We start from the raw sequence: 22,846 nt of genomic DNA on the forward strand, positions 1-22,846 counted from the left end.
GGCTTCCAGAGTCTGGCTCGCACAGCAGAGGAGGAGGAGGAAGAAGCGGTCCCTAGTGGCGATACGCTCTATGCCGCTATAGAACAGGCTGAGAGCCGCCGCCTGGAACGCCTGCGCACTGATCTCTCCAGCGCCGATGCTCGCCTGGCCCTCGCCAGCTTGCTTCAAGAGTACGGCCTCCAGCCCGAGGATGGCACCCTGATCCTTTCACGCGATATTTTCCGCTCGGGACGCACGGTCTCCCGTATTAATGGACGCGCTGTCTCTCAGCATGTGCTGCAGCAGGTGGCCAGTTGGCTGATCGACATCCACGGCCAGAGTGAGCACTTGAGCCTGCTGCGCCCGGAACAGCATGTCAACTTTCTGGATCGCTACGCCGAGCTGCTGCCCTTGCGCGAGCAATTGGCGGCACGCGTCAGCGAGTGGCGCATGGTGCGCAAGAATCTGCAGCAATTACAGCAAACCGAGCGTGACGAAAGCCGCCGCGCCGAGTTCCTGCGCTTTGAGATCGAGGAGATCGAGAAAGCCGAACTGCAGCCCGGCGAGATCGAGGAGCTGGAACGGGAACGGAAGGTCCTGAGTAACGCAGAGCGTATGCGCGAGCTGTGTGCTCTGGTCTATGGGGCCATCAAAGGCTCGGATCTGGCAGGCGATTTTACTCAGTCAGCACTCGATCTCCTGCGCAGCGCCTCGCGCGCTCTCAATGAGCTGGCACGCCTCGATAAGACTCTCGCTGAGCAGGAGACCAATCTAGAGGAGGCTATCTATCGCCTGGAAGATGTGGCCGCCGCCATTAGTAGCTATGAGGCCGATATCGAGGATGATCCGGCCCGCCTGGCCGAAATTGAGGAGCGCCTCGATCTGATCGCTCGCCTGAAACGGAAGTATGGTGCCTCCATTGAGGAGATTCTCAGACGCGCTGAGGAGGATCGCCAGGAGCTTGACCGCATCGTGAATCGCGAGGAGCATATCCGCAGGCTGGAGCAAGAGGATCGAGAGCTGCGCCGCGAGATCGGACGCATCGCGCAAGAGCTGTCGGAGCGCCGCCGCGCCGCCGCCGCTCGCCTGGCCAGCGCGATGGAAGAGCAGCTCGATGATTTGAATATGAAACGGGCTCGCTTCGCCGTGGAGATTCTCCAGGAGCCTGATCCCGATGGCGTGCCGGCCAGTATCAACGGTCAGCCCGAGATGCTCTATGCCTGCGACGCTACTGGCATTGATCGCGTGCAGTTTTTGATCGCTCCGAACCCAGGTGAGCCGCTGAAGCCTCTGACTAAAATCGCTTCGGGCGGCGAAACTTCACGCTTGATGCTGGCCTTGAAGACGATCCTGGCCAGAGCCGATGCTACCCCTACTTTGATTTTCGATGAGATCGACTCGGGCATCAGTGGGCGTAGCGGTCAGGTGGTGGCAGAAAAGCTGTGGATGCTGACCCGTAACCACCAGGTGATCTGTGTCACCCACCTGCCCCAGATCGCGGCTTTCGCCGATCTGCATTTTAACGTCAATAAGCAGGTCCTGGGTGAACGAACCATTACGATCGTGAATGAGCTGCGCCCCGAGCAACGAGTACGCGAGATCGCTCATATCATGGGCGGGAATGTGAGCGAATTTTCCCTAAAGAGCGCCGAAGAGTTGCTGGCACGTTCCCAGCTCTGGAAAGAGAATTGGCTGCGCCAGCTCGAAAGTCAGGTCTCTGGCCAGGCCGAGGACCAGACAGCCACTCGCAATGCTTCTCAGGTCCAGACCCGCTAAACACAATGCGCCGGCTGGTCAGCACTACGCTTGAGGCAGAAAGGGAGCTGAAGGTGCATAATATGCAGGGCAGGCCGGAGATTATGAGAGAGCAAGAGAGAACCGGACAGGCTGAGGTGGCTGTGATCGGTGCAGGCCTCTCTGGCCTGGCTGCGGCCCATGTGCTACGCGATCACGGCTTGTCAGTGGTGCTTTATGAGCGTGAGGAGCAGGTGGGAGGGCGAGCTACGACGCGCATGCGCTCGGGTTTCTGCTTTGATCCAGGTGCCCAGTATATTCACGGCCAAGCGCCCGTGAGCGATGCTCTGTTGCTGGAACGCTTTGCCACCCCCGAGCTGGTTGCTATCGCTAAGCCTGTCTGGACCTTCGATAGCCAGAATCGCATTCACGAGGGTGATCCTCGTCTGAATTCCATACCGCGCTGGACCTATCAGCATGGCCTGCTGACTCTGGCTCAGCTGATGGCGCACGGGCTGCCGGTCTACACCGGCTGTGAAATTACACGGCTTGCCTATACGGGTCAGAGCTGGCTCCTCTTCTCCGACGCGGCTAAGATTGTGGCCGAGGTGCCTTACGTGCTGGTGACAGCACCTGCACCGCAAGCCGCAGCCCTGATTACCACCAGCGAGCTGCCCCACTCTTTGCAGCAAACACTGCTCACTGAACTGGGCCGCGCCCGCTACCGTCCTTTGCTGTCACTGGCCCTGGCCTGGCCTCGGAGAACTCTGCCACCCACTCCCTATTATGCCCTTGTCAACAGCGATAAAGCTCATCCTATCTCTTGGCTGGCACGCGAGGAGGAAAAGGGCCCCACGCGTGTTCCTCCTGAGTGGACCCTGCTCATTGTTCAGCTCGCCCCAGACTACAGCCGTGCACACTGGTCGTGGGACGACCAGGCCCTGGCCGAAAGGGCAACTGCCCTGCTGTCTGATCTCCTGGGGCAACAGTTGCCAAAGCCAGATTTCTACGATGTTCAGCGCTGGCCCCTAGCCCTCCCCGAGCCAGAAACTCTGCTGGATGCAGAGGCCGTGCATGGCACAAGCGCTCCTTACAGGCTTTTCTTCAGCGGCGACGCTTTCATCGGCGGACGAGCGCATCTGGCGCTGGCTCAAGGACAGGAGAGCGCTCTACGCCTCCTGGCTCATCGCCGCTAGCCCGCCTTTGTCACTGGCCAGATCCCCTGAGCGACTGGCTGGCACCGCCTGGACGGATATGCTACAATACTAGCGAGTATTGGCCGCATACTGGCGGCGAATGTGTCTACTCTGAGACGCTACCACCAACAAGAGGCACCGGTCAGGCAGCTACCCCAGAGTGCACGAGCCTTTTTCTTAGACTAGTTCGCACCTGTCTGTGCCCGCCTGCTCCTGTCCCATCGGAGCGACGGCCAAATAGCTAGCGACGACAATCAGCCGGCCAGTACTAGCTGATGTAAGGAATGTGAGACGATGAGTAAGACCCTTCTCAGTACTGTGTTGCTGTTTCTTGTCTTTGCAGCTTTTCTGTGGTGGGGCCTCTGGCAATTGGCGAATCGCACAAGCACAGAAGATGTTATCTATGCTCTGATGCTCTTGGGCTGCGCAGGTTATGCTCTGGTTTCTATTTTGCTGCTGCCGCGCAAAAAGACAGGAGACGAGCAGGAGCGGCACAGCAGCCGGGCCAGGCAAACCCAACGCTAGCCATGCCGTGAGAGCATCGCTGGTGCTCACAGGGAACGTATGGTAGAGGAGCGCGCAACCTCGCTTGTGATTCGCCTGGCCCGCATGGAGGATATCGAGAGCATCGCATACCTGGATCGCTTCGGCACCTCGCCTACGCGCAATATCCATCGCGAGTTAGAGAAGTATTTCGGCTCGGTTGACCCCTCAACACACGAGCGCGGCTTGATTTTTCTTGGGGAACTGGAAGGGCGAGCAGTGGCCAAGGCTGAGTTGATGCTGCCGCCCGCCGACGGTAGCGAAGGGAGTCGTACCGGCTATATTCGCCGGGTGGTGGTGCTCCCGGAGTACCGACAGCGTGGCCTGGCTCGCCAACTGCTTCAGCATATCATTGACTTTGCTCGCCAACAGGAGCAGTTAGAGGCGCTCGATCTGCACGTCTGGGAAGAGAATAAACCGGCCATCCGCCTCTACGAGTCGCTCGGCTTCCAGTTGCAGCACCGAGAGCTGTATTATCGCCTTCCCCTCTAGTCTGATTCCCCCTTGCTGGCTGCCAGCTTGCAGGTGGTGGATCGCCCACGGCCCCATCTCTGCAAGACGGGGTGGCTTCCCCAGCCCCACGGCAATTTGTGACGCCCGGCTCTTCCTCTTCGTTGTAAGACTCAGGTTGGGGAAACATCAGAGAAAGCCCTGCCCCGCCCGCTCTCTGGCCGCCCCGGCCTCCATAATTCGACGGGATGGCCTGCGCGCCAGACCGGAGAGCTGAGAGCAGACCAGGCCGTCTCCCACAGGTTCCCGGTGCCGGTTGGGTAGTGGTCCTGTCATACGCACGAGTATACAACAGGTTTGCCTTACAACAGTATCAGGAGGGAAGTGGAACGCTATGGTGCAGCCATCCCTACTGCCCCCGTCCCTGGAGGCGTGCGAGCAGCAGGCCACGCAGGCCACCACAGCCAGACGCAGCTGGTTACGATTCTTCTTTACTGAGGATCAAAGCCCCGACAATTACATGGTCCGCGCCCAGCAGGAACGTGCCGTATGGATCGGCATCGCTCTCATCCTGCAAGCGCTCAATGAGATCGATCATCGTCTTTATATGCCTTACTTGCTCCCCTATGGCTCGCTTATTCCCCTGGGGCTTATTCTAGGGAGCTTTGCCGCCATGTTGATGGCCCTGCGCCCATTACCTCGCCGGTCACAGCAGCGAACATTGAGTTATCCTTTTCCACGTCGCTGGCAGCGTATTGTGCTGATTCTTATCTTGTTGACGAGCCTGGTAGGGGTAGTGGAGCTAGGTCGTGGCATCGTGATGTGCTTTCTCCCCCCTGAATTTACCAACGACGGCACGACGCTGGACACTAATGCCGCTGCCCTTCTGCTCTCGGGACATAATCCCTACAGCGATTCGAATTTTGTGAGCATCGCGCGCACCTTTGCCATCCAACCTGAGTGGACCACTCCCCTGCGTCAGGGCCGCTTTGCCAACCGCCTGGACTATCCCTCGGATGCTGAGCTAGAGGCGGCTTTCTCGGCCGCCCTCAAAAGTGGTCAGGCTCCTGAGTTTGAAGGCAAGGTCAGCTATCCTGCGCTGTCGTTTCTGACCCTTGTTCCTTTTGTGCTGCTACATTCTCCCTTACGCACTGTGAATGTACTCCCTCTGTATTTGTTGAGCTATCTGCTGATTATCGCCATCGCCTGGCGTGTAGCCCGTCAGGAGTTGCGCCCCTGGGTCTTGCTCTTGGGCCTGGCTAATGTCCCCATGTGGGTTTCGACCACAGGCGCCAATCTCGATATTTTTTGCTGCCTGTTACTGCTGCTCGCCTGGCTCCTGCGTGAGCGCGGCTGGCTCTCGGCGCTCTTGCTGGGTCTGGCCATTGCTACTAAGCAACCGGCCTGGTTCTCAACTCCCTTTTACCTGATCATGGTCTGGCGTCTCTACCAGCCGTGGGAGGCAGTGCGGCGCCTGGGAATCGCTGCTTTGACGGCGCTGACGGTGAATCTGCCTTTTATTGTCTGGAATCCGGGCGCCTTTGTGGCTGGTGTACTAGCTCCCCTCAATGATCCGATGTTTCCCTTGGGGGTAGGGATCATCAACCTGAGCGCCACTCATCTGATCCCCTACCTGCCTGAAAAGGTTTATCTTGTCTTTGAGCTAATCGCGATGGCGGCGGCGCTGATCTGGTACTGGCAGATCTGCCGCTCACGTCCAGAGGCGGCCTTCTTCCTGGCCGTGGTGCCTCTCTTCTTCGCCTGGCGTAGCCTCTCATCTTACTTCTACTGCGCGGCGTTTCCTCTCTTCGTGCTACAGGTGGCGCGCCTGCGGCGCAAGGCGACCGTGCGCGGGCGCGGGCGCGAGCATCATCCCGTCCAACGTCCCGGCTCCGGCGAGCCTTTCCCGGTCTTGGGCGAGCAGCGACCGCTGCCGGCTCTGAGCGGACGAGCTGCTCTGCAACCAGCGTCTGCTGGGTCAGGACTGTTAGCGAGCCTGCCCGCGGTCGAGACGTTCCCAGCGCTGCCGTTGCAGCGGCAGTCACGCTAGTCAAGCTGGGCTGGCTTGACTGCTACCGGCAGAGCAGCCAGCAGGGAGGGCGGTTTCAGGCTAGCCTGTCTGACTGCCAGCAGCTGAGATCTCGACGCCTCCCTCCCAGACGTGATACAATCCTCCCAACAGAGACAGAGGTATGTCGCCGCGAGGGGAGGAGCAGAACACTACTCATATGGCACGTAAGAAAGATATCGCTAGCCCTGTGTCTGTGGAAGATCAGGCTCGCCTTCAGAGCCTGCTCACACAGGTCTCTAGCCTGGTCGAGCAGCTTCGCAGCAGTCAGAGCCAGCAGGAGATTGAGGCCGCGCTAGCTCCTATCACGTCCGCCCCTGTGAGTGTTCAGCTTGCTCTGGTCAAGGAGTTGGCGCAGACACCACAGGCAATGGCGGAAAAAAGGGGCCGCCAGGAGCAAGCGTCAGAGGCGCTTGCCTCAGTTGGAGGGTCCCGCTGGAGCGAGCAGGACGCCGCTGATCTCTTGCAGGCTCTCTATCATTACAGCCCTGAGAAGGAGTGTCGGAAAGAGGCCAAGCGCTCGCTAATTCGCCTGGAAGGGGTCCGCATCTACCCTCAATGGCAGCCGCCACGCGAGCAGCCTACAGCTTTCCAGTCCCACCCCCCGCGCTTCTGGAAGGGGCTGGTATCTCAGACACGCGAGCAAGGTGAAGTCCAGCTCTTTCTTGGCTGGGAAGAGGGCTATGACTACAATGAGGCGCGTTTGATCGCCCTCTCGCTAGATTTCTGGCAGCAGGGGGTACGAGATTGCCAGGTAGAGCGCGCTAGCAAACGCCGCATTGAGTCGCGGCTCACTGAGCTGACCGCGCGTCTGGAGGAAGCTCGCTTTTGCGAGTGTACGCTAGCGGAGGGACGCCGCCTGTTGGAAGAGGCGCTGGGGGTGAGCCGCTGGCGCAAGCAGGAGCTGCCCGAAGGCTATCGCTACCATGCGCCACTGATCCGTCAGCTATTGCTGGAGGCTCCCGAGGCTGAGGTCGGTGAGGATCGTGGCCTGACTTTCATTCAGTCGTCCCTGGACCCGGAAGAGCTGGCGCTGACCTTTATCGGCGCCTGGTCGCTGGGCGACTTCGGGCTGGCCTATGATTTGCTGACACCGCAGAGTCCCTTGCGCGAGGGATTGAGCCGCGACGAGTGGATTGAACGCCGTCGCGCTTGGGCCAATGAGGCGCAGCCCGCCCGCCTGACGGTCAGCTTTGTGACCGAGAGCGAGCAACCACAAAGCGGTCTCTGGCTGCCGGGCAGCACGCTCTCTAGCCGCGGCCCGCGTAAGCTGGTCGAGATCGGTTGGTCGCTGGAACTAAGCGAGACTCCTTTGAGCGGCACTTTGCCAGAGATGGCAATGGGCACAGCGGTGAATAAGGAGACGGGCCGCCACTGGTTCTGGACCAGCTACACGCTGTTGCGCCAGGAAGAGGCCTGGCGTATTCATACGATGACCGATGAGGGAGCACGCGCTCAAGGGCTGCCTATACCTGAGCTGCAACAGCGCATCAAGGAGCACGACGACCGCGTGCGGGAGATCTCAGCCCAGCAGCGAGAGGCTCTCTTGAAAAGCATTTCACTGCTGGACCGTCCCGATCCGCAGGTGCTGCTGGAAGAGGTTACACGTCGCCTGACACAGGCTATGCACTATGACGATGCACTGATGGTGCGTCTCTCGCTGGATCAGCAGGTGGTCGAGAATGCCTATAACCATGCTGCCGCTCTGCGCAATGGTGAGCGGGCAATGGTCTATCTGGAGCGCCTCGCCCAGCGTTTTCCGGGCCGACGCGCCGATGCCTTGCGAGAGCTGGCCATGACCGAGGATAGTCTAGCCACTCTTTTCGAGCAACAGGGATTGAAGGAGCGTAGTCAGCGCTTTGATGAACTGGCAGAGCAGCATCTGCAGGAGTCCCTGTCTTTGCGCCCGACGGCCCTCGGCTATGCTCTGCTGGCACAAATGAAGCTTCAGCATAGGGCAAAGCCTCTACCACCGCCGGAGGTCCTGCAAGAGGCTGAGGAGCTGCTAGCCCAGGCACAGGCCCTTACCCCTAATCGGGCCGAGGAGACCATTATCGAGGCCGCGCTAGGCACGATCGCCAGTGCACGCGGAGAGCAGTCACAGGCGCTACAGCACTATGAACGGGCCGCCTCGCTCAGCCCCGACTACCCAGGCATCTGGCTCGTATTAAGCCATACACAGCGTGCCCTCGGTCGGCGGGCCGAGGCCCGCGAGAGCTTACAGCGCGCCCTCCGCTACCATCCTGCCGATCTGCAGGCGTATAGCGAGCTGGTAGACCTGGCCGTCGAGGAACGGCGCTTTGAGGAGGCGCGAACAGTACTGGAAGAAGGCTTGAAGCAGTTACCTCAGTCGGCCCATCTACGGGCGCTCCTGGCAATGGTCCTTACCGAGCAGGGAGAACTGCGCCAGGCTCAGCGCTTCCTGGAAGAGGCCGAGCGGCTTGATCGGCGTCTGCCCAGTGTGCAGGCTGCACGCGAGATGTTATCTGAGCGCAGGAAACAGCGATGATGGAGGCAGAGCGTTCGCTGACCTACCATACGGTGACTTTGGGACCACTGACACGCTCCGGTTTGGCGCAGGCGGAGATTCCCGTCTTGGAGATGGCGAACGAGGCAGGTGAGGCTGCCGCTGGTCGGTCGCGCGTGGTGGAGGTGCCCGCCGGCCTGCCCGGCGAGCGCGTGACCATTGCCATTGAAGAGCTGGCCCCCGCCAAGCGGCAGCGGCGTGTTCGTCGGCAGTTGCCACCCCGCGTTTGGATCAGCGCTATCCACGAGGCTTCTCCTCTCCGAGTGCCAGCGCCGTGCCCGGTTTTTGGCACATGCGGCGGCTGCCAGCTACAGCATATGCGCTACGATGCTCAGCTTGCCTGGAAACGCGAGGTGGTCACTGGCCTGCTGCAGGAGATCGGCGGCTTCGACCCCTCAGAGCTAGGTGAGATCGTGCGCCCAACCGAGCCATGTGAGGTGCCCTGGCACTATCGCAATCATATGCGCTTTTCTGTCAATCGCGAGGGGCAGCCGGGATTAACTGCGCGCGGCAGTCATCGCGTGTTGCCACTCAGCACCTGTCCCATCGCTCACGAGCGGATTAACGCCGTTTTGGGCGTGCTGGCGCGTCACACCAACCCGCGTCCCCAGGTCCTGGTACGCTGCGGTACGGCCACCGGCCAGGTACTCATTCAGCCTGCACCGGCGCCGGAGATCGCTGAGGAACTGAGCCAGGCCGGTATTGAGGTTCATACAGAGGCCATTGAGGAGCGCCTCTCTGGAGAGACTTTCCGCATTCGTCCCAGCTCGTTTTTCCAGACGAACACAGCCCAGGCCGAAAAGATGGCTCGCCTAGTTATTGAGGGCCTACTCCAGGCAAAGGCGCTGGCTTCTTCTTTGCCGGAACGCCGACCAGTGCTTGCTGATGCCTACTGTGGTGTGGGCACCTTTGCCTTGCTTCTGGCTCGCTATGCAGCCAAGGTCTATGCCATCGAGGAGTCGCCGAGTGCCCTTCAAGATGCCCAATGGAACCTGCGCCACGTCAGCAATGTCGAGATCTTGAAAGGGAAGGTGGAGCATCTGCTGCCCACCCTGGCAGGCCAGCTTGATGGCCTGGTGCTTGACCCACCACGGGCTGGCTGTCAAGAGGTGGTGCTGGAGGCCTTGCTCCAGCATCCGGTAACGAGAATCGTCTATGTCTCCTGCGATCCCTCAACTTTGGCCCGCGATCTCCAGGTGCTCTGTCAGCGTCAGGCCACTTACCGACTGCTCTCAGTACAGCCGCTGGATATGTTTCCTCAGACCAGCCATATCGAATGTGTTGCGATTCTGGAGAGGCAGGCATGAAAGAGAGGAGCTGTGAAGGGAGACAGCGGCTACCAGTCGTGCTACTGGCATCGGCATCGCCGCGCCGGCGCCAACTGATGGCCCAGTTGGGCCTGCCTTTCAAAGTAGCAGTGCCTCCTCTTGACGAGGAGCAGCTTGAGAGAGGCTACGCCGGTCCTGCCGAGGAGCTTGGGCGCTGGCTGGCCGAGCGTAAGGCAGAGGCCGCGCTGACGCTTCCCGAAGCCGCCGGCTGCCTCGTCGTCACTGCCGACACGACCGTTATCCTCGATGGGGTCTCTCAGGGGAAACCACATGACGCCGATCACGCCCGCTCCATCTTACGGCGGCTGCGCGGACGCTGGCACCAGGTCGTCACCGGAGTGGCGATTGCACTCCCAGCCCAGGGCCAGCAGCCAGCAGTGATCAGGAGCAGCCAATGCGTAACACCGGTGCTGATGCGCTCTTATAGCGAGGAGGAGATCGAGGCCTATATTGCCAGTGGTGACCCTCTCGATAAAGCTGGCGCCTATGGCATCCAGAATCCCGATTTCCAGCTACCCGAACGCATCGCCGGCTGTTACCTTAATGTTGTCGGCTTTCCTCTCTGCACGCTGAGCGCACTCTTGCAGGCCAGCGGCTTGATTTTGCCAACACCGCCAACAGGGCTGGCCAAGTCGCAGCCAGGTCACCTCTGTCCCTGGTCAGAGCGCTGCCTGCTGCAACCAGGGAAGAGTATGATATAATTTGCGACGAAGTAATACACATCACACGCTCGTTTCAGGGCAGGTCAAGAGCCGGACGCGAGTTGTGCAATGGGAATCCAGGTGCAACAGCTAATCTACTCGATCCTGACTCTCCTAATTGCAGGAGCGGCGGGCTTTTTTTTACGTCGCCTGCTGGTAGAGCGCCTACGTAGGACCGTGCTGGATGATTGGCTGGTCGAGACATTGGGTGTAATGGTTATCTTGCTGATGCTGGCGCTCGGGGTGGTTGTGATCATTAGCATCTGGAGTATCAGCAATGTCCAGCAACTCTGGCACAATATTGCCAGTAATCTGGCGATTGAGAAGCTGGCCAACTACATGGGAGATGTGTGGACCGTCATCTTGAGCGCCTTTATCCTGGTGCTTGGAATCGGCGTCGGTCGCACGGTCAGTAAGATTACGATCCGCAATCTGGCGGAGAACCGCATCGATATTAACACGCGAACACTGATCGGGCGCATGCTCAGCTTTGTGGTGCTGGGCATCGCCATCTTTTGGATTTTGGCCCTCTGGCATCTTTCGATCGAAACGCCCCTAGCTATTTTGGGCACCATCGCGGTGACCTTTACTTTCGCCATCCAGGATATCCTCAAAGACCTGGTAGCGGGTTTCTATATCCTGGTCGAGCGCCCTTTTCATATTGGAGATGAGATCAGCATCGAGGGCGGCACCGCCGGTACTCTCACTGGACGCGTGGAAGATGTCCAGCTACGTGCCACCAAGGTGCGCCTGGTCAGTGGCGAGGAAGTGACGATTCCCAATGCTCGTATTTTTAGCACTACGGTCATTAATAACACCTTTTACGGTGAACGTCGCGTTACCTTGACAATAACGGTGCCACAGGAGCAGTACGATCGCGAGCAAACACCCGCACGTATTCTGAGCATCCTGCGCGAGATTGATGAGATTATCCCCAAGCCGGAGCCAGTGGCCACCATCAGTGGCTATACGCGCGAGGCAGTGACCTTGACGGTTCGTTTCTGGATCGTACACGGCCAGAGTGGCGTGATTGCGGACGCCCTCCATGCCCTGCGTAGCGCCTTTGCTGAGGCGGAGTTAACGGTCAAGGAATCCGCCGGTGCCATTTAGTAGAGTAGCTCAGCCAGGTGGACGCGTCGCCTACAATTGTTGCTGAGAGGAGTTTCTTTCACCTATGGGACAGACGCAAGCTGTGAGGCGCATTGGTCTGCTGGGAGGAACGTTTGACCCGATTCACTATGGACACCTTGTGATTGCCGAGGAGGTGCGGGCGACGCTGGCCCTCTCTGAGGTGGTCTTTATTCCCACCGGGCACCCCCCCCACAAGCCGGACCGCCCGGTCACTCCCGCGACACATCGCCTTGCTATGTTGCGGCTGGCCATCGCGTCTAACCCAGCCTTCTCTATCTGCGAGATCGAGATTGAGCGGCCAGGCCCTTCCTATACGGTGGAGACACTGCGCCTGCTGCGCGAGCGCTGGGGACCAGAGGCCTATTTTGCCTTTATTCTGGGCGCCGATAGCCTGGCCGACTTTGCGAGTTGGTACAACGCTGCCGGCGTTCTGGCACAGCTTAACTGCTTGGTAGCGGTAGGCCGCCCGGGCTACCGCCCGCCAGAAGAGCTGCTCGCCACCCTGGAAAAGCGTCTGCCAAGTATCCGCGAACGGCTGCGCGTGGTCAATGCTCCCTCTCTCTCCATTTCGGCGAGCGACCTGCGCCGGCGCGTGGCTGAGGGACGTCCGATCAAGTATCAAACACCCGAGAGTGTCGAGGCGTATATTGCAGAGCACCGGCTCTATCGCGAGTTGATGTCAGATGAACCAGCAGAGGGAGGGTCCAGCTATGTCCAAGATGCCCATGCATCTTGAGCTTGGGGACCGCTTGCGCCTGCGAAAGCCCCATCCGTGCGGTGGATCAACCTGGCAGGTGGTACGCCTGGGCGCCGATATCGGTCTACGCTGTGAAACCTGCGGTCGACGTGTGCTGCTGCCTCGCTCGGAGGTGGAGCGCCGCACAAAGGAGCGCCTGCCGCCTTTGACTCCGCCAGACACTGATCCGAATGCGCCTGCGGCCTTCTAGGCCCATCGCAGACAGGTCCAGTCTGCCTGCACCGGATGAGATCGGGAGAGCGGCCCCCGTAGCGGTCTGCACTGGTCTGGACCGGACCAGCCGGGGAGAGCGTTGCCATCGGCTCGCCTTCTCGCATGGTCAGGTCAACGGCTAGGCTCCTGATCTTGGTCGCTGCTCCGTATTGACTTCGAAGCTAGCAGATTTGGGAGAGATGTTATGGCTGTTGCCAGGTCCAAGCAAGGGGGAGGCTTTAAGACACTTCTCAGGAAGAGAAACTTTGTCTACCTCTGGCTCGCTCAGTTGATTTCGATGACTATCCTCAACGCCTCGAATTACGCCATTATGGTCCTGGTTGAGGAGGTCACGGGGTCGACCACGCTGGTCGGCGTGGCTATCATAAGTTTCAGCTTGCCGGCCTTGCTCTTCAGCGCCCCCGCTGGGGTCTTTGTCGATCGCTTCGATAAGCGGCTGATTCTATGGGGGAGTAATTGCTTGCGCGCTATTGCAAGCTTTGGCTTTGTCATCTCGCTGCTGATCGACTCGAGGCAGTTGATCCCCGCCTACTTGCTGACGTTCCTAATTTCGAGCATCGGCCAGTTCTTTACGCCCGCTGAGAGTTCGACGATTCCTTTACTGGTCGAGGAAGATGAGCTGATGCCCGCACTGGCTCTTTTTAATATCACTTTTATGACCTCGATGGCCCTGGGGATGATTATTTTCGCCCCGCTGGTGCTGAGCTTGCTCTCTCCCTTTCGGCTCTTTTCTCTCACTGTACAGCCGGTGGAGACCCTCTATTTCTTGATTGGATTGCTCTATCTGGTTTGCGCAGGCCTGATCTTACTGATCCCTGCTCGCGCTTTTGAGCAGCACGCTTCTCGTCGCTCCGGCTCTTCCGATGAGGACCTGGCTACGCAATCGCTCAGTCTGTTCGGCAATATCGGTAGTGAGATGCGCCAAGGATGGCTCTTTATTCGCCAGAATAAGCCCCTGTTGCTGGCTGTGGTGCAGCTATCGTTTGCCGGTATCCTGCTCTCGCTGGTGGCCGAGCTGGCAACTGCCCTGGTTACACGGCTGTTCTTGCTCCCTGCCGATACTCTGGCTTTCGTCTTCGCTCCCGCTGGCATCGGCTTGGTTCTAGGCTCGCTCTTTATGCCCCGTATTACGCGCCGCCTCGGTATATCTCGTTCAATCTTCTTGGGTTGCCTGGGCTTCGCTCTGATCATTTTATTCTTGCCATTGTTAACGTTAATCGCACGGAGCCTCGAGCCGGTGGGCTGGAATACTCATCCCCTCTTCCTGGGCTGCGCTGCCCTGATTATGTTTCTGGGTGGCATTGCCCTGGATTGTATTAATATCCCTGCTCAGACACGCGTCCAGGAGGAAACACCTGAGTGGATTAAGGGCCGCGTGCTGGCGCTGCAGTTGATGCTCTATAACGCCGGGACAATTCCGGTGATTCTGCTGACGGGTGCGGCAACCGATCTGCTCGGCATCGATCGCGTGATCTATCTGTTGTCTTTGGCTATCTTGCTCTTCGCACTCTGGGGCTTCTTCTATGAGCGCCGTTATCCTCCGGCTCCGTGTTTGCAGGAGCAGTCGGAAGATGAATACGGGCATGAGGAGCTTGAGGTGGAAACCGATGAGATTAGCCGCTGATCTCTGAAAAACATGGCCCTATTGACGTTCATCCAGATCCTTCCCTACAATAGTGGTGAGAGGCCGTCGCGCTGTCGACCAACGCTGAGGCAATGCTCATGGACCCTGCCCTGACTGCTCAGATCAAGCCTTATGAACCCTGGCTGTTGATTGCTGGCGTTTTTGTGCTTTTTGTCTTGCTTCGCGTGATCTGTCGCGCTCTGCGGCAGCGCGTCGATCGTATCGGTTATCGCCTGCTTGGCGAGCGGGGCCTGTTAATCTGGTTCTGGATGAATGCCCCCGGCGTCATCCTCCATGAACTTTGCCACGCTTTCGTCGTGCTTCTTTTCAGACCTTTCGGTTTTCGGATTACTAAAATTACGCTTTTTCGTATCAAGCCACTAATACAGGAAAAACCGTATGGCATGTTGCAGCGCGGGATGCCTCAAGCGCTGCAGCTTGGCGAGGTGCAGTATGTGCGTCCGCCCGGGCGCCTGATCAGCCATATCGGTGACGGCTTAAGTGCGATCGCGCCTCTGCTTGGCGGCATCGGGGCGATTATCTTTCTCTATTGGGTCGCCACGGGCTACAACATCTGGGAGGTGCGCCTGCAACTGATCCGGCCAGGCTGGCCCTGGTGGACTCTGCTCTTTGCTCCCTACTTGATTCTGACCATCACTGCCGAGCTTTGGCCAAGCTCTCAGGACTGGCGCGGTGCTCGCTGGCTACTGACGGGCCTCTTGCTCCTGGCCGGGCTGACGCTTGCAGTGCTTTGGTATACGCATCTGCTCGTTTTTAACGAGGCCCTGCTGCAGGGAATCGCCTCCGTAGCCCTCCACATTGATTTCGCCCTGCTGGCTCTCCTGGCCCTCGATCTCGTGATCTTCATTATGGCTGACCTGCTCAATCGCCTCTTGTAAGGTTTTAAGCCCTTCCCTCTCAGGCTACCTCAGCCAGTGGATCAGCTTACCACTCGAATTTTTCACTGAGGAAGGTCCGGCTATAGTGCAGCAGGACCGGACTGCCATGAGGACAGACTGCCGGCGCCGCAGTCTGGGCCAGGCGATGGAGTAGCTCCTCTTGCTCTCCCTGGCTCAGGACGCGCCCTCGGCGCAGAGCCGAGCGACATGCCAGTCCAATCAATAAGCGGTCTTTCCAGTCCTCGCTGTCTTCAAGGGCGATCTCTACCAGCTCGCGCAGGTGGGCAGCAAGCTGCTCGCTATCGCCGATGCCCTCTGGGACCGAGCGTACAAGGAAGCTGCGCCCGCCGAAATGCTCGCAATCCAGGCCTAGGCTGGTCAGAATCGGCAGACGTTGCTCTAGTAGCTCCGCCTGCCAGCCTTTTAACTCCAAGACCACCGGCTCAAGCAAGAGGCGCGCCGCCAGGCCTTCAGCCCTTTCACTGCCAGCACTATGGCTGCGCAGGTGCTCATAGAGAATGCGTTCATGGGCGCGGTGCTGATCGATGAGATAGAGGCTGCCATCAGGCGCCTCAGCCAGAATGACAGCTTCCTGGAGCTGAGCCAGAGGACGCAGAGCAACCAGCATTTCGGCAGGCGTTGGCAGATTGCCTGCGCTACGATAGTGCTCACTGGCTTCGAGGACGCGCAGGCCCCGCCGACGTGGCCCCGGCAAGCGCGGCTGATAGACATCCGCCGGGCCTGGCCAGGTGCTCTCGGCGGGGAGTGCAGGACTGCGTTCGAGTACGGCCCGCACGCTCCGAGTGAGCAGCGCCACCAGCTCGCGTTCACGCCTCAGGCGCACCTCAGTTTTAGCCGGGTGAACATTGGCATCGATTTCCTGAGCCGGCAGTTGCAGATGGAGCACCAGCAAAGGATGGCGTCCTTTGGCAAGCAGCGGGCGATAGCCGGCTTCCAAAGCCTCTTGTAGCGTCCGTATCTGAACAGGCCGCCCATTGATGAAGAGCATGACATGCTGCCGATTAGGTTGAGCCAGGACCCGGTTACCCACGTAGCCAAAGAGCTTGACCCCTTCCTCTTCCACCTCAATGGGACTCAGCAGCTCGGCCAGCGGGAGGCGGTAGAGTTCGGCTAGGGTGGTGGCCAGATCACCACTACCGCTGGTCTGTAACAAGGATTGCTCTTCGATGCTGAGACTAAAGCGTACTGCAGGATACCCGGCAGCATAACGATAGAGAAGCTGCAAGATGTGTCCGGCTTCGCTGCGAGCGCTGCGCATGAACTTCAAGCGCGCCGGCACATTGTAGAAGAGTTCACGTACAGTGACAGTGGTGCCGTGAGGGCGTGCACGATGACCACGCTGCACTAGCTCACCGCCACGTACTGTAATCCAGGCCGCTGGCACTTCCTGGCCAGCGACCTCGCTCTCAATGGGCCGACTGAGTAGGGTCAGCTCAGAGACGGCGGCGATACTGGCTAAGGCCTCACCCCGAAATCCCAGGGTATTCAGATGCTCTAAATCCTCGACGCGCGCAATCTTACTAGTGGAGTGACGAGCACAGGCCCGCTCCAGGTCCTCTTCGGGCATTCCCTGACCATCGTCGCTAACCCGAATGAGACGTAGACCTCCCTCACGAATCTCAACGCGGATCTCTCTGGCTCCGGCATCAAGGGCGTTCTCTACTAACTCTTTGACTACCGACGCCGGACGCTCGATCACTTCGCCGGCAGCAATGCGTTCTGCCACTTCCGCGGGAAGCTGACGAATAGGAGCACGGGGCGGGAGCGGCACGGGCTCAGATAAGAAGCACTGACTTATATCTGGCGAGAATGAATCCGAGCGACTCATAGCGCCTTTCTCTGTTGATATCGCTTGCGTTGCATGAGAAAGAGTAGATTAAGGGCATCAAGCGGCGTGATTGCGCAGATATCGATCTGGTCAAGCAAGGCACCGTCCGCTTCCTGCTGCTCAAGGAGGGAGGCCAGTCGCCGCCCTTCTTCGCTCTGCCAGGCATAGGCGAGCACCAGCCCCTGGCCCTGAGCACCGGCAACAGCGCTTGTTCCTCGTTCTGCCACGGTGGCAGCTTGCCCTCCACGATCGCTGCGGTAATGGTGGCCGTTGCTGTCAGAGGTTGACGTTGCGACTGGGGCAGCGGTGGAGATGGGCAGAGCGCCAGTCACGAGGGCCACACCGGCTACTTGACCTGGAGCATGCTGGCCCACTTCTAGCGCCTTCAGTACCTCTTGAGCACGTCGAATAACGCTCGGCGGCATGCCAGCCAGACGCGCCACATGGACGCCATAGCTGCGCCCGATGGAACCGGGAGTGACGCGGTGCAGGAAAACGATGTCACCCTCCTCGCTTTCACTGATCGCCATTGTATAGACCCGCAAATGGGGCAGTTCGTTGGCCATCGCCGCCAGTTCATGATAGTGGGTGGCGAAGAGCGTGCGTGCACCAATCACCGAATGCAGATGTTCCACTACCGCGCGAGCAATGGCCAGGCCGTCGTAGGTGCTCGTGCCGCGCCCAATCTCGTCAAGCACAATCAGGCTATGGCGTGTGGCATGGTGCAGAATGGCAGCGGTCTCCTCCATTTCCAGCATGAAGGTGCTCTTACCCGAGGCAATGTCGTCCTCGGCACCAACGCGGGTAAAGATGCGGTCTACCAGGCCGATGCGCGCGCTTTTGGCGGGGACGAAACTGCCAATCTGGGCGAGCAAGGTGATGAGGGCCACCTGACGCAGATAGGTCGATTTGCCGGCCATATTTGGCCCGGTCAACAAGAGGATGCGCTCGCCCTCATCGCCATCGAGATGGGTATCATTGGGTATAAAGACATCGCCGTCCAGGCTGCGCTCAACCACGGGATGACGCCCGCCGACGATCTCGAGCACATGCCCCTGTTCAAGCACAGGCCGCACGTAGCCGTAGTGGGCAGCCACCTCGGCGAGGCTGAGCAGGGCGTCGACCCGCGCTACCGCTGAGGCCGTTGTCATAATCTGGCCATAGAAGAGGCCCAATTGACGCAGGACATCGGCATAGATGCTGCGCTCAAGTTCTTCAATACGCTCTTCGGCATTCAAAATGCGCGCCTCGTGCTCTTTCAGCTCAGGAGTAATGTAGCGCTCAGCGTTGGTCAGGGTCTGGCGACGCTCATAGTCAGGAGGCACTAGATGCCGATTAGCCTTGCTGACCTCGATATAGTAACCGAAGACCTTGTTATAGCCGACTTTGAGGGACTTGATACCGGTGCGCTCGCGCTCCTGTGGCTCCAGTCGCGCCATCCAGAGGCGCGAATCACGGATCGAAGCAATCAAGGCGTCTAGCTCGGGATGAAAGCCCGCACGGATTAGCCGTCCATGTTCGGCTCCATCCTCCGCCTGCCCCTCGGAAACTAGGGCCCGAGCAATCAAATCGCGTACCTGGGGACAGTCATCTAGCTCCGCAGCAATCTCTTGTAACAGAGGAGACTGGCAACCTTGCAGTAACTCGCGCAGACGCGGGATAACTTCTAGATAGTTCCGCAAACCCTGGACTTCACGCAGGGTCGCCGTCCCCTGGCGCACTCGCCCCGCACAACGCTCCAGATCACCCAGACTCTGCAGGCAGGCAGCAATGCGGCTACGCAGCGCAGGACTGTCATACAGTTCCTCGACGCTCTCCAGACGGGCATTGAGCAGCGTCAGATCAAGCAGCGGTTGCGTTAGCATACGGCGCAGGTAGCGTGCCCCCATCGGGGTTAAGGTGCGATCAAGTACGCCTAACAAGCTCCCCTGGGTGGTTCCACTGCGCGAGCCTTGCAGAATATCGAGGTTGCGCTGTGTGTGGGCATCAAGCACCATATAGCTGGTCGTCTGGTAGGAGTGGAGACCCGTTAACAGCGAGAGCAGAGCTGTATTCATCTTCTCCAGGTAGGCAACGATCGCACCGGCGGCAGCAATCGCCTGGGGCGCGCCAGCGCAGCCATAGGCGTCGAGCGACTGCACCCCAAAATGGCGACAGAGGCGTGTGCGAGCCGCCTCAACATCGAAGAAATGGGGCGGACACGGGGTAATAGTCACTGTCTGCGAGGGGAAACGATAGGCTTCGCGACTTGTGCCCTCAGCTAACAAACACTCAGAAGGGGCCAGACGCTGCAATTCAGCCTCGAGAGCCGCCGGCAGCTCCGCCGGCGTAAACCAGGTTACGCTAAACTCACCGGTACTGACATCGACTACCGCTAGTCCCGTTTGCTGACGCGAAGAAGCAATAGCTACCAGATAATTATTCTGGCGCGCAGGCAAGAGATTCGGCTCAGAGAGCGTACCAGCCGTCAGGATACGCGTCACGGCGCGATCTACCACACCGTGACCAACCTCGCCGACCTGATCGCAGATCGCTACTTTATAGCCCCGCTGAATGAGCTTGCCCACGTAGTTTTCAAGCGCGTGCATCGGAATCCCAGCCAGCGGCACACGCTCCTCACCATAGTTGCGAGCCGTCAGCACAATCTGCAGCTCGCGGGCAGCGATACGCGCATCTTCATCAAAGGTCTCGTAGAAATCGCCCACCTGATAGAGCAAAATTGCATCGGGGTACTGGCTCTTGATCTGCAAATATTGACGCCGTGCCGGTGTGACCTTCACCGCTCTCTTCTCCTCCTGCCAAGCCATAGGAGACCTCGACTGAACGTCTGTACTATAGCATATTCCAAGGTGATTGCGCCACTGTGTAGTGACTGAAGTCATGCGGGTTCTCTTGTCCGAGCAGCAACTTGACGAGGAGATTCCCTAGCTAGCTTCGCGAGTATGCAGCAGAGATCAAGGGCTTGCGAAGGCGGAGGTCTCCTCCCCCCTGGAGCTCTCTCAGATGCTCCGCTTCCATGTGGGTTACCCCGCTTCCATCCCGATGATACACCCACAGGCAAGAAGACTACCGAAAGAGTCCTCTCACTCGTGCCGCAGGTCGTCGCAGCCTGTACCGTAGACCCGCTAGGTCCCTTCCGAGGGCATGAGCCTCGTTCCTAGCCTCAGTTGCCGATCACTATCCCTGCTCTGACTCGGCTTGTCTCTAGGTTAGGGCAGTGAAGTAAGCTGGCCCTCATCGGTCCGGCCAGTCGTTGCATTGACAGAGACTGCTCTGTGGTCTATAGTATTTCTCTAGTCACTCACCTACTTTCGGGAGGCCTGCCGGCAAGCCAATCAGGGGCTGTGCTTGCGCCGCCTGTTCTTGCTTTGCTACTTCTGATGCCACCAGCCGTCGTGCCTTGCCCTGATGCTGACAGTCGAGTACGGGGTCACAAAGCTAGTGATGGATCTTTTCGCTCATGACAACTGAACCTGTGCCACCCGAGCTGGTTGCTGAGGCCCAAAGCCTCGAGACAGCACCGGAGCGGCTGGCAGAGTTGAGCCAACAGCCGGCTTTGCGTTCGCTGGTCGCTGCCAATCCGGCGACACCGCCCGCTGTTTTGGAGCAGCTCAGCAGAGAACGCGATTTGAGTGTGCGTCGGGCTGTAGCGCGTAATCCTAATACTTCGCTCGATCTCCTGCTGGAGCTGGCCCGTGAATTTCCTCATGAATTTCTGGCCAATCCCATTTTACCTCTCCTGAATCTGACGCAGCCGGATTTCATCAAGCAGGCATCGCCTCAGGCGTGGCTGCAGCTCCTTCGCTGCGAAGAGACGCCTCTGCTCTGGCTGCGCTGGCTCAATGAGGATGTGAACCTCAGCCGCATTCGCTGGTTCTCCGATGAAACGATGTGGGCTTTACAGTGGCATGTGGCAATTGCCGGAGAAATTGATGAGTTTAACAAGCAGTGGCAGCAGATTGCCAGCGAGGCGGTGGCTGACTATGAGCGGCGCAGCAGCCAGGTTGGCCTTTATCCTCGCTCTTTCAGCTCGACCTTGGTGCTCCTGGCCTTGGCCCTGCCAGATCTCTACCCCTGGGTAATTGAAGGCATCTATCAGCCTTACGATACCTGTTGGCGTCAACTGTTGCGGGTCTGTCTTCCTCGTATGCACCAGGAAACGCGGGAGAAACTAGCCAGGGAGGGTCTGGCACCAGTACGCGCGGAAACTATTAGACAAGCAACCCTTTCATCTGAGCTGCTCTATGAGCTGGCGCACGCGCCAGAGGTTGAGATTCGCAGCGCCGTCGCTGCTAATGGCGCGACCCCCCCCGATCTCCTGATGATCCTGCTAGAGGATACCAGCAGGGAAGTACTGAGCAGCCTGGCCCGTCACCCTCAGCTACCAGCCGAGGCCCTGGCCCATCTGGCTAGCAGCGCAGAACCCGAGGTTCGTCAGGCCGTGGCCAGTCATCCTGCTCTTTCGGATACTGTGCGCGACCGCCTTGCTGACGACGCCAGTCCCGAGGTACGGGCCGCTGTCGCTGCGCACCTGCCCTCCGACAGTCACTGGTTTCAACGCTTGGCAGAGGATGATGCTAGCGAGGTGCGAGCCGCTATCGCTGCTCATCCGGCTGTGCCCGTCAAGCTCATTGATCCTCTTTTGCACGATCCCACTCTCGAGGTTGTGCTTGCTTTGGCTAATAATCCGCGTCTGCCTCCAGCACTGGTCGAGCAGCTTTGCAGGCATCCACATGAGTTGGTTCGTCGCTGTGCCGCTTCACATCCAGCCCTGACGCCGGAAAGACTACGCTCTCTGGCACGATCGAGCACGAACGATCGGCTCCTGCTGGCTGGCCTGGCCCGCAATCCGCATACACCCGTCGATGTTTCTAGCTGGCTCTTAGAGCTTGATGATCGCGATATCCATCTGGCCCTGAGCAAGCAGCCGCAACTGCCTGGTCCTTTGCTGGAGCGGCTTGCCGCCCGCTATTTGGGCGAGTGGCGTCGCCAACGCACTGCCCTCGCGACCGAGGAAGGCGCTCCGCCCATTGAGATTCTCCGTTCCGTGGCTGCTCATCCTGCTGCTTCGCTGGCGCTGCTGGAGCAATTGCTGCGCTTGAACGATAGCGAGGTGGCGATCACCGTGGCCACCCATCCTCAGATGGTAGCGCAAGCCCAGGGTCCAATCTTCGATTATTTGCTGGAGACGCTCCGCGAAGAGATCATCAAGGCTGATCTACCCTCTCGCCTGCGTCCGCTATTGCTGCAACGCAGAGATTTGCCGCCGGCTTTGCTAGAGCTATTTGCGGAATCCGGCCGCTGGGTTGAGCGCTATCTTGTGACTCAGCATGCCGCTGCTCCAGCTCCACTCCTGGAGATCTTGGCCCACGACGGCAATTGCTTCGTGCGCGCTGCCGCTCGCACTCGATTGGCCTCCCTTTCAGGGAATTAAGGGCAACGACGTTGTTGTGTATATTTACTCTACTCCAACTATACGATTGTCGCCTGTCAGGCGAGAAGTAGCGCTTCTCCAAAGCAATAGTCTGATCCTGCCTCTTATCCAGCAGTGGGATGCTAGTTCCCTGGTTCGCAGACCTTGACTCTCAGATCGGTGCCATTCTAGGCTTGTTTCCTCGTGGGATCTGTCGCTGGCCTGACCTCCCCTGTGGAAGCGCTCGACCACAGGGAGAGGAGAGGAGAGGAGAGGTAAGAGACAGTACAAGTTTTCCCGAGGCCGCCGGTTCCAGAGGGGAAAGCTTGGCGGAGGCAAGGGCTAGCGCTGCGCTCCTATGGGTCAACTGGAGAGATCTCCCCGGAGTGCACGCCGCTCCTGTATGTGCTATCCATATAGCTGGAGTGATAGAG

Annotated in this window: 16 protein-coding genes; 14 read left to right on the forward strand and 2 right to left on the reverse strand. The window is 59.1% G+C overall.

Annotated elements, in window-relative coordinates:
- From recN to IRZ24_RS04450, 13 genes are all read left to right on the forward strand, one after another.
- The coding region (recN, locus tag IRZ24_RS04390) for a DNA repair protein RecN (RefSeq protein WP_297160735.1) at positions 1 to 1,755 on the forward strand (1,755 nt) is incomplete at its 5' end.
- Positions 1,756 to 1,817: 62 nt separating this feature from the next.
- Entirely contained in the window at positions 1,818 to 2,909 is a 1,092-nt protein-coding gene (locus IRZ24_RS04395; protein ID WP_297160750.1) for an FAD-dependent oxidoreductase, read from the forward strand.
- A gap of 294 nt (positions 2,910 to 3,203) precedes the next feature.
- Complete coding sequence (locus tag IRZ24_RS04400; protein WP_297160736.1) at positions 3,204 to 3,434, forward strand: hypothetical protein; 231 nt, start codon at positions 3,204 to 3,206, stop codon at positions 3,432 to 3,434.
- 39 nt (positions 3,435 to 3,473) lie between these two features.
- Positions 3,474 to 3,944 carry a GNAT family N-acetyltransferase gene (locus tag IRZ24_RS04405; protein WP_297160737.1) on the forward strand — a complete coding sequence of 157 codons (471 nt, stop codon included), beginning with the start codon at positions 3,474 to 3,476 and terminating at the stop codon, positions 3,942 to 3,944.
- A 352-nt stretch (positions 3,945 to 4,296) separates the two neighbouring features.
- Positions 4,297 to 5,952, forward strand: a complete 1,656-nt coding sequence (locus tag IRZ24_RS04410; RefSeq protein WP_297160738.1) for a hypothetical protein — start codon at positions 4,297 to 4,299, stop codon at positions 5,950 to 5,952.
- Positions 5,953 to 6,130: 178 nt separating this feature from the next.
- Positions 6,131 to 8,479 (forward strand): tetratricopeptide repeat protein, encoded by a 2,349-nt coding sequence (locus IRZ24_RS04415; RefSeq protein WP_297160739.1) that lies wholly within the window; start codon positions 6,131 to 6,133, stop codon positions 8,477 to 8,479.
- Positions 8,476 to 9,804, forward strand: coding sequence for a class I SAM-dependent RNA methyltransferase (locus IRZ24_RS04420; protein ID WP_297160740.1), 1,329 nt, complete (start codon positions 8,476 to 8,478; stop codon positions 9,802 to 9,804). Before IRZ24_RS04415 ends, IRZ24_RS04420 begins: the two co-directional genes overlap by 4 nt.
- Positions 9,801 to 10,526, forward strand: a complete 726-nt coding sequence (locus IRZ24_RS04425) for a Maf family protein (RefSeq protein WP_297160741.1) — start codon at positions 9,801 to 9,803, stop codon at positions 10,524 to 10,526. Before IRZ24_RS04420 ends, IRZ24_RS04425 begins: the two co-directional genes overlap by 4 nt.
- A gap of 81 nt (positions 10,527 to 10,607) precedes the next feature.
- Complete coding sequence (locus tag IRZ24_RS04430; RefSeq protein WP_297160742.1) at positions 10,608 to 11,636, forward strand: mechanosensitive ion channel domain-containing protein; 1,029 nt, start codon at positions 10,608 to 10,610, stop codon at positions 11,634 to 11,636.
- 64 nt (positions 11,637 to 11,700) lie between these two features.
- Positions 11,701 to 12,393 carry a nicotinate-nucleotide adenylyltransferase gene (nadD, locus tag IRZ24_RS04435; protein ID WP_297160743.1) on the forward strand — a complete coding sequence of 231 codons (693 nt, stop codon included), beginning with the start codon at positions 11,701 to 11,703 and terminating at the stop codon, positions 12,391 to 12,393.
- Positions 12,368 to 12,604, forward strand: coding sequence for a DUF951 domain-containing protein (locus tag IRZ24_RS04440; protein WP_297160744.1), 237 nt, complete (start codon positions 12,368 to 12,370; stop codon positions 12,602 to 12,604). The genes nadD and IRZ24_RS04440 overlap by 26 nt, the downstream gene beginning before the upstream one ends.
- A 207-nt stretch (positions 12,605 to 12,811) precedes the next feature.
- The gene (locus IRZ24_RS04445) at positions 12,812 to 14,251 is read left to right on the forward strand and encodes an MFS transporter (RefSeq protein WP_297160745.1); all 1,440 of its coding nucleotides are present in this window, start codon (positions 12,812 to 12,814) and stop codon (positions 14,249 to 14,251) included.
- Positions 14,252 to 14,349: 98 nt separating this feature from the next.
- On the forward strand, positions 14,350 to 15,150 hold the full coding sequence (locus IRZ24_RS04450; protein WP_297160746.1) for a hypothetical protein: 801 nt from the start codon (positions 14,350 to 14,352) through the stop codon (positions 15,148 to 15,150).
- A gap of 46 nt (positions 15,151 to 15,196) precedes the next feature.
- Here IRZ24_RS04450 and mutL read toward each other — a convergent pair whose 3' ends face one another.
- Together mutL and mutS are read right to left on the reverse strand one after the other, a co-directional pair.
- Complete coding sequence (gene mutL, locus IRZ24_RS04455) at positions 15,197 to 16,999, reverse strand: DNA mismatch repair endonuclease MutL (RefSeq protein ID WP_297160747.1); 1,803 nt, start codon at positions 16,997 to 16,999, stop codon at positions 15,197 to 15,199.
- On the reverse strand, positions 16,996 to 19,779 hold the full coding sequence (gene mutS, locus IRZ24_RS04460; RefSeq protein ID WP_297160748.1) for a DNA mismatch repair protein MutS: 2,784 nt from the start codon (positions 19,777 to 19,779) through the stop codon (positions 16,996 to 16,998). The genes mutL and mutS overlap by 4 nt, the downstream gene beginning before the upstream one ends.
- A 680-nt stretch (positions 19,780 to 20,459) precedes the next feature.
- On the opposite strand from mutS, the gene IRZ24_RS04465 reads away from it, so the two are divergent.
- Complete coding sequence (locus IRZ24_RS04465) at positions 20,460 to 22,433, forward strand: hypothetical protein (RefSeq protein WP_297160749.1); 1,974 nt, start codon at positions 20,460 to 20,462, stop codon at positions 22,431 to 22,433.
- Positions 22,434 to 22,846 lie beyond the last annotated feature (413 nt).

Origin of the sequence: Thermogemmatispora sp. (genome assembly GCF_019683755.1) — a bacterium.
Lineage (GTDB): Bacteria > Chloroflexota > Ktedonobacteria > Ktedonobacterales > Ktedonobacteraceae > Thermogemmatispora.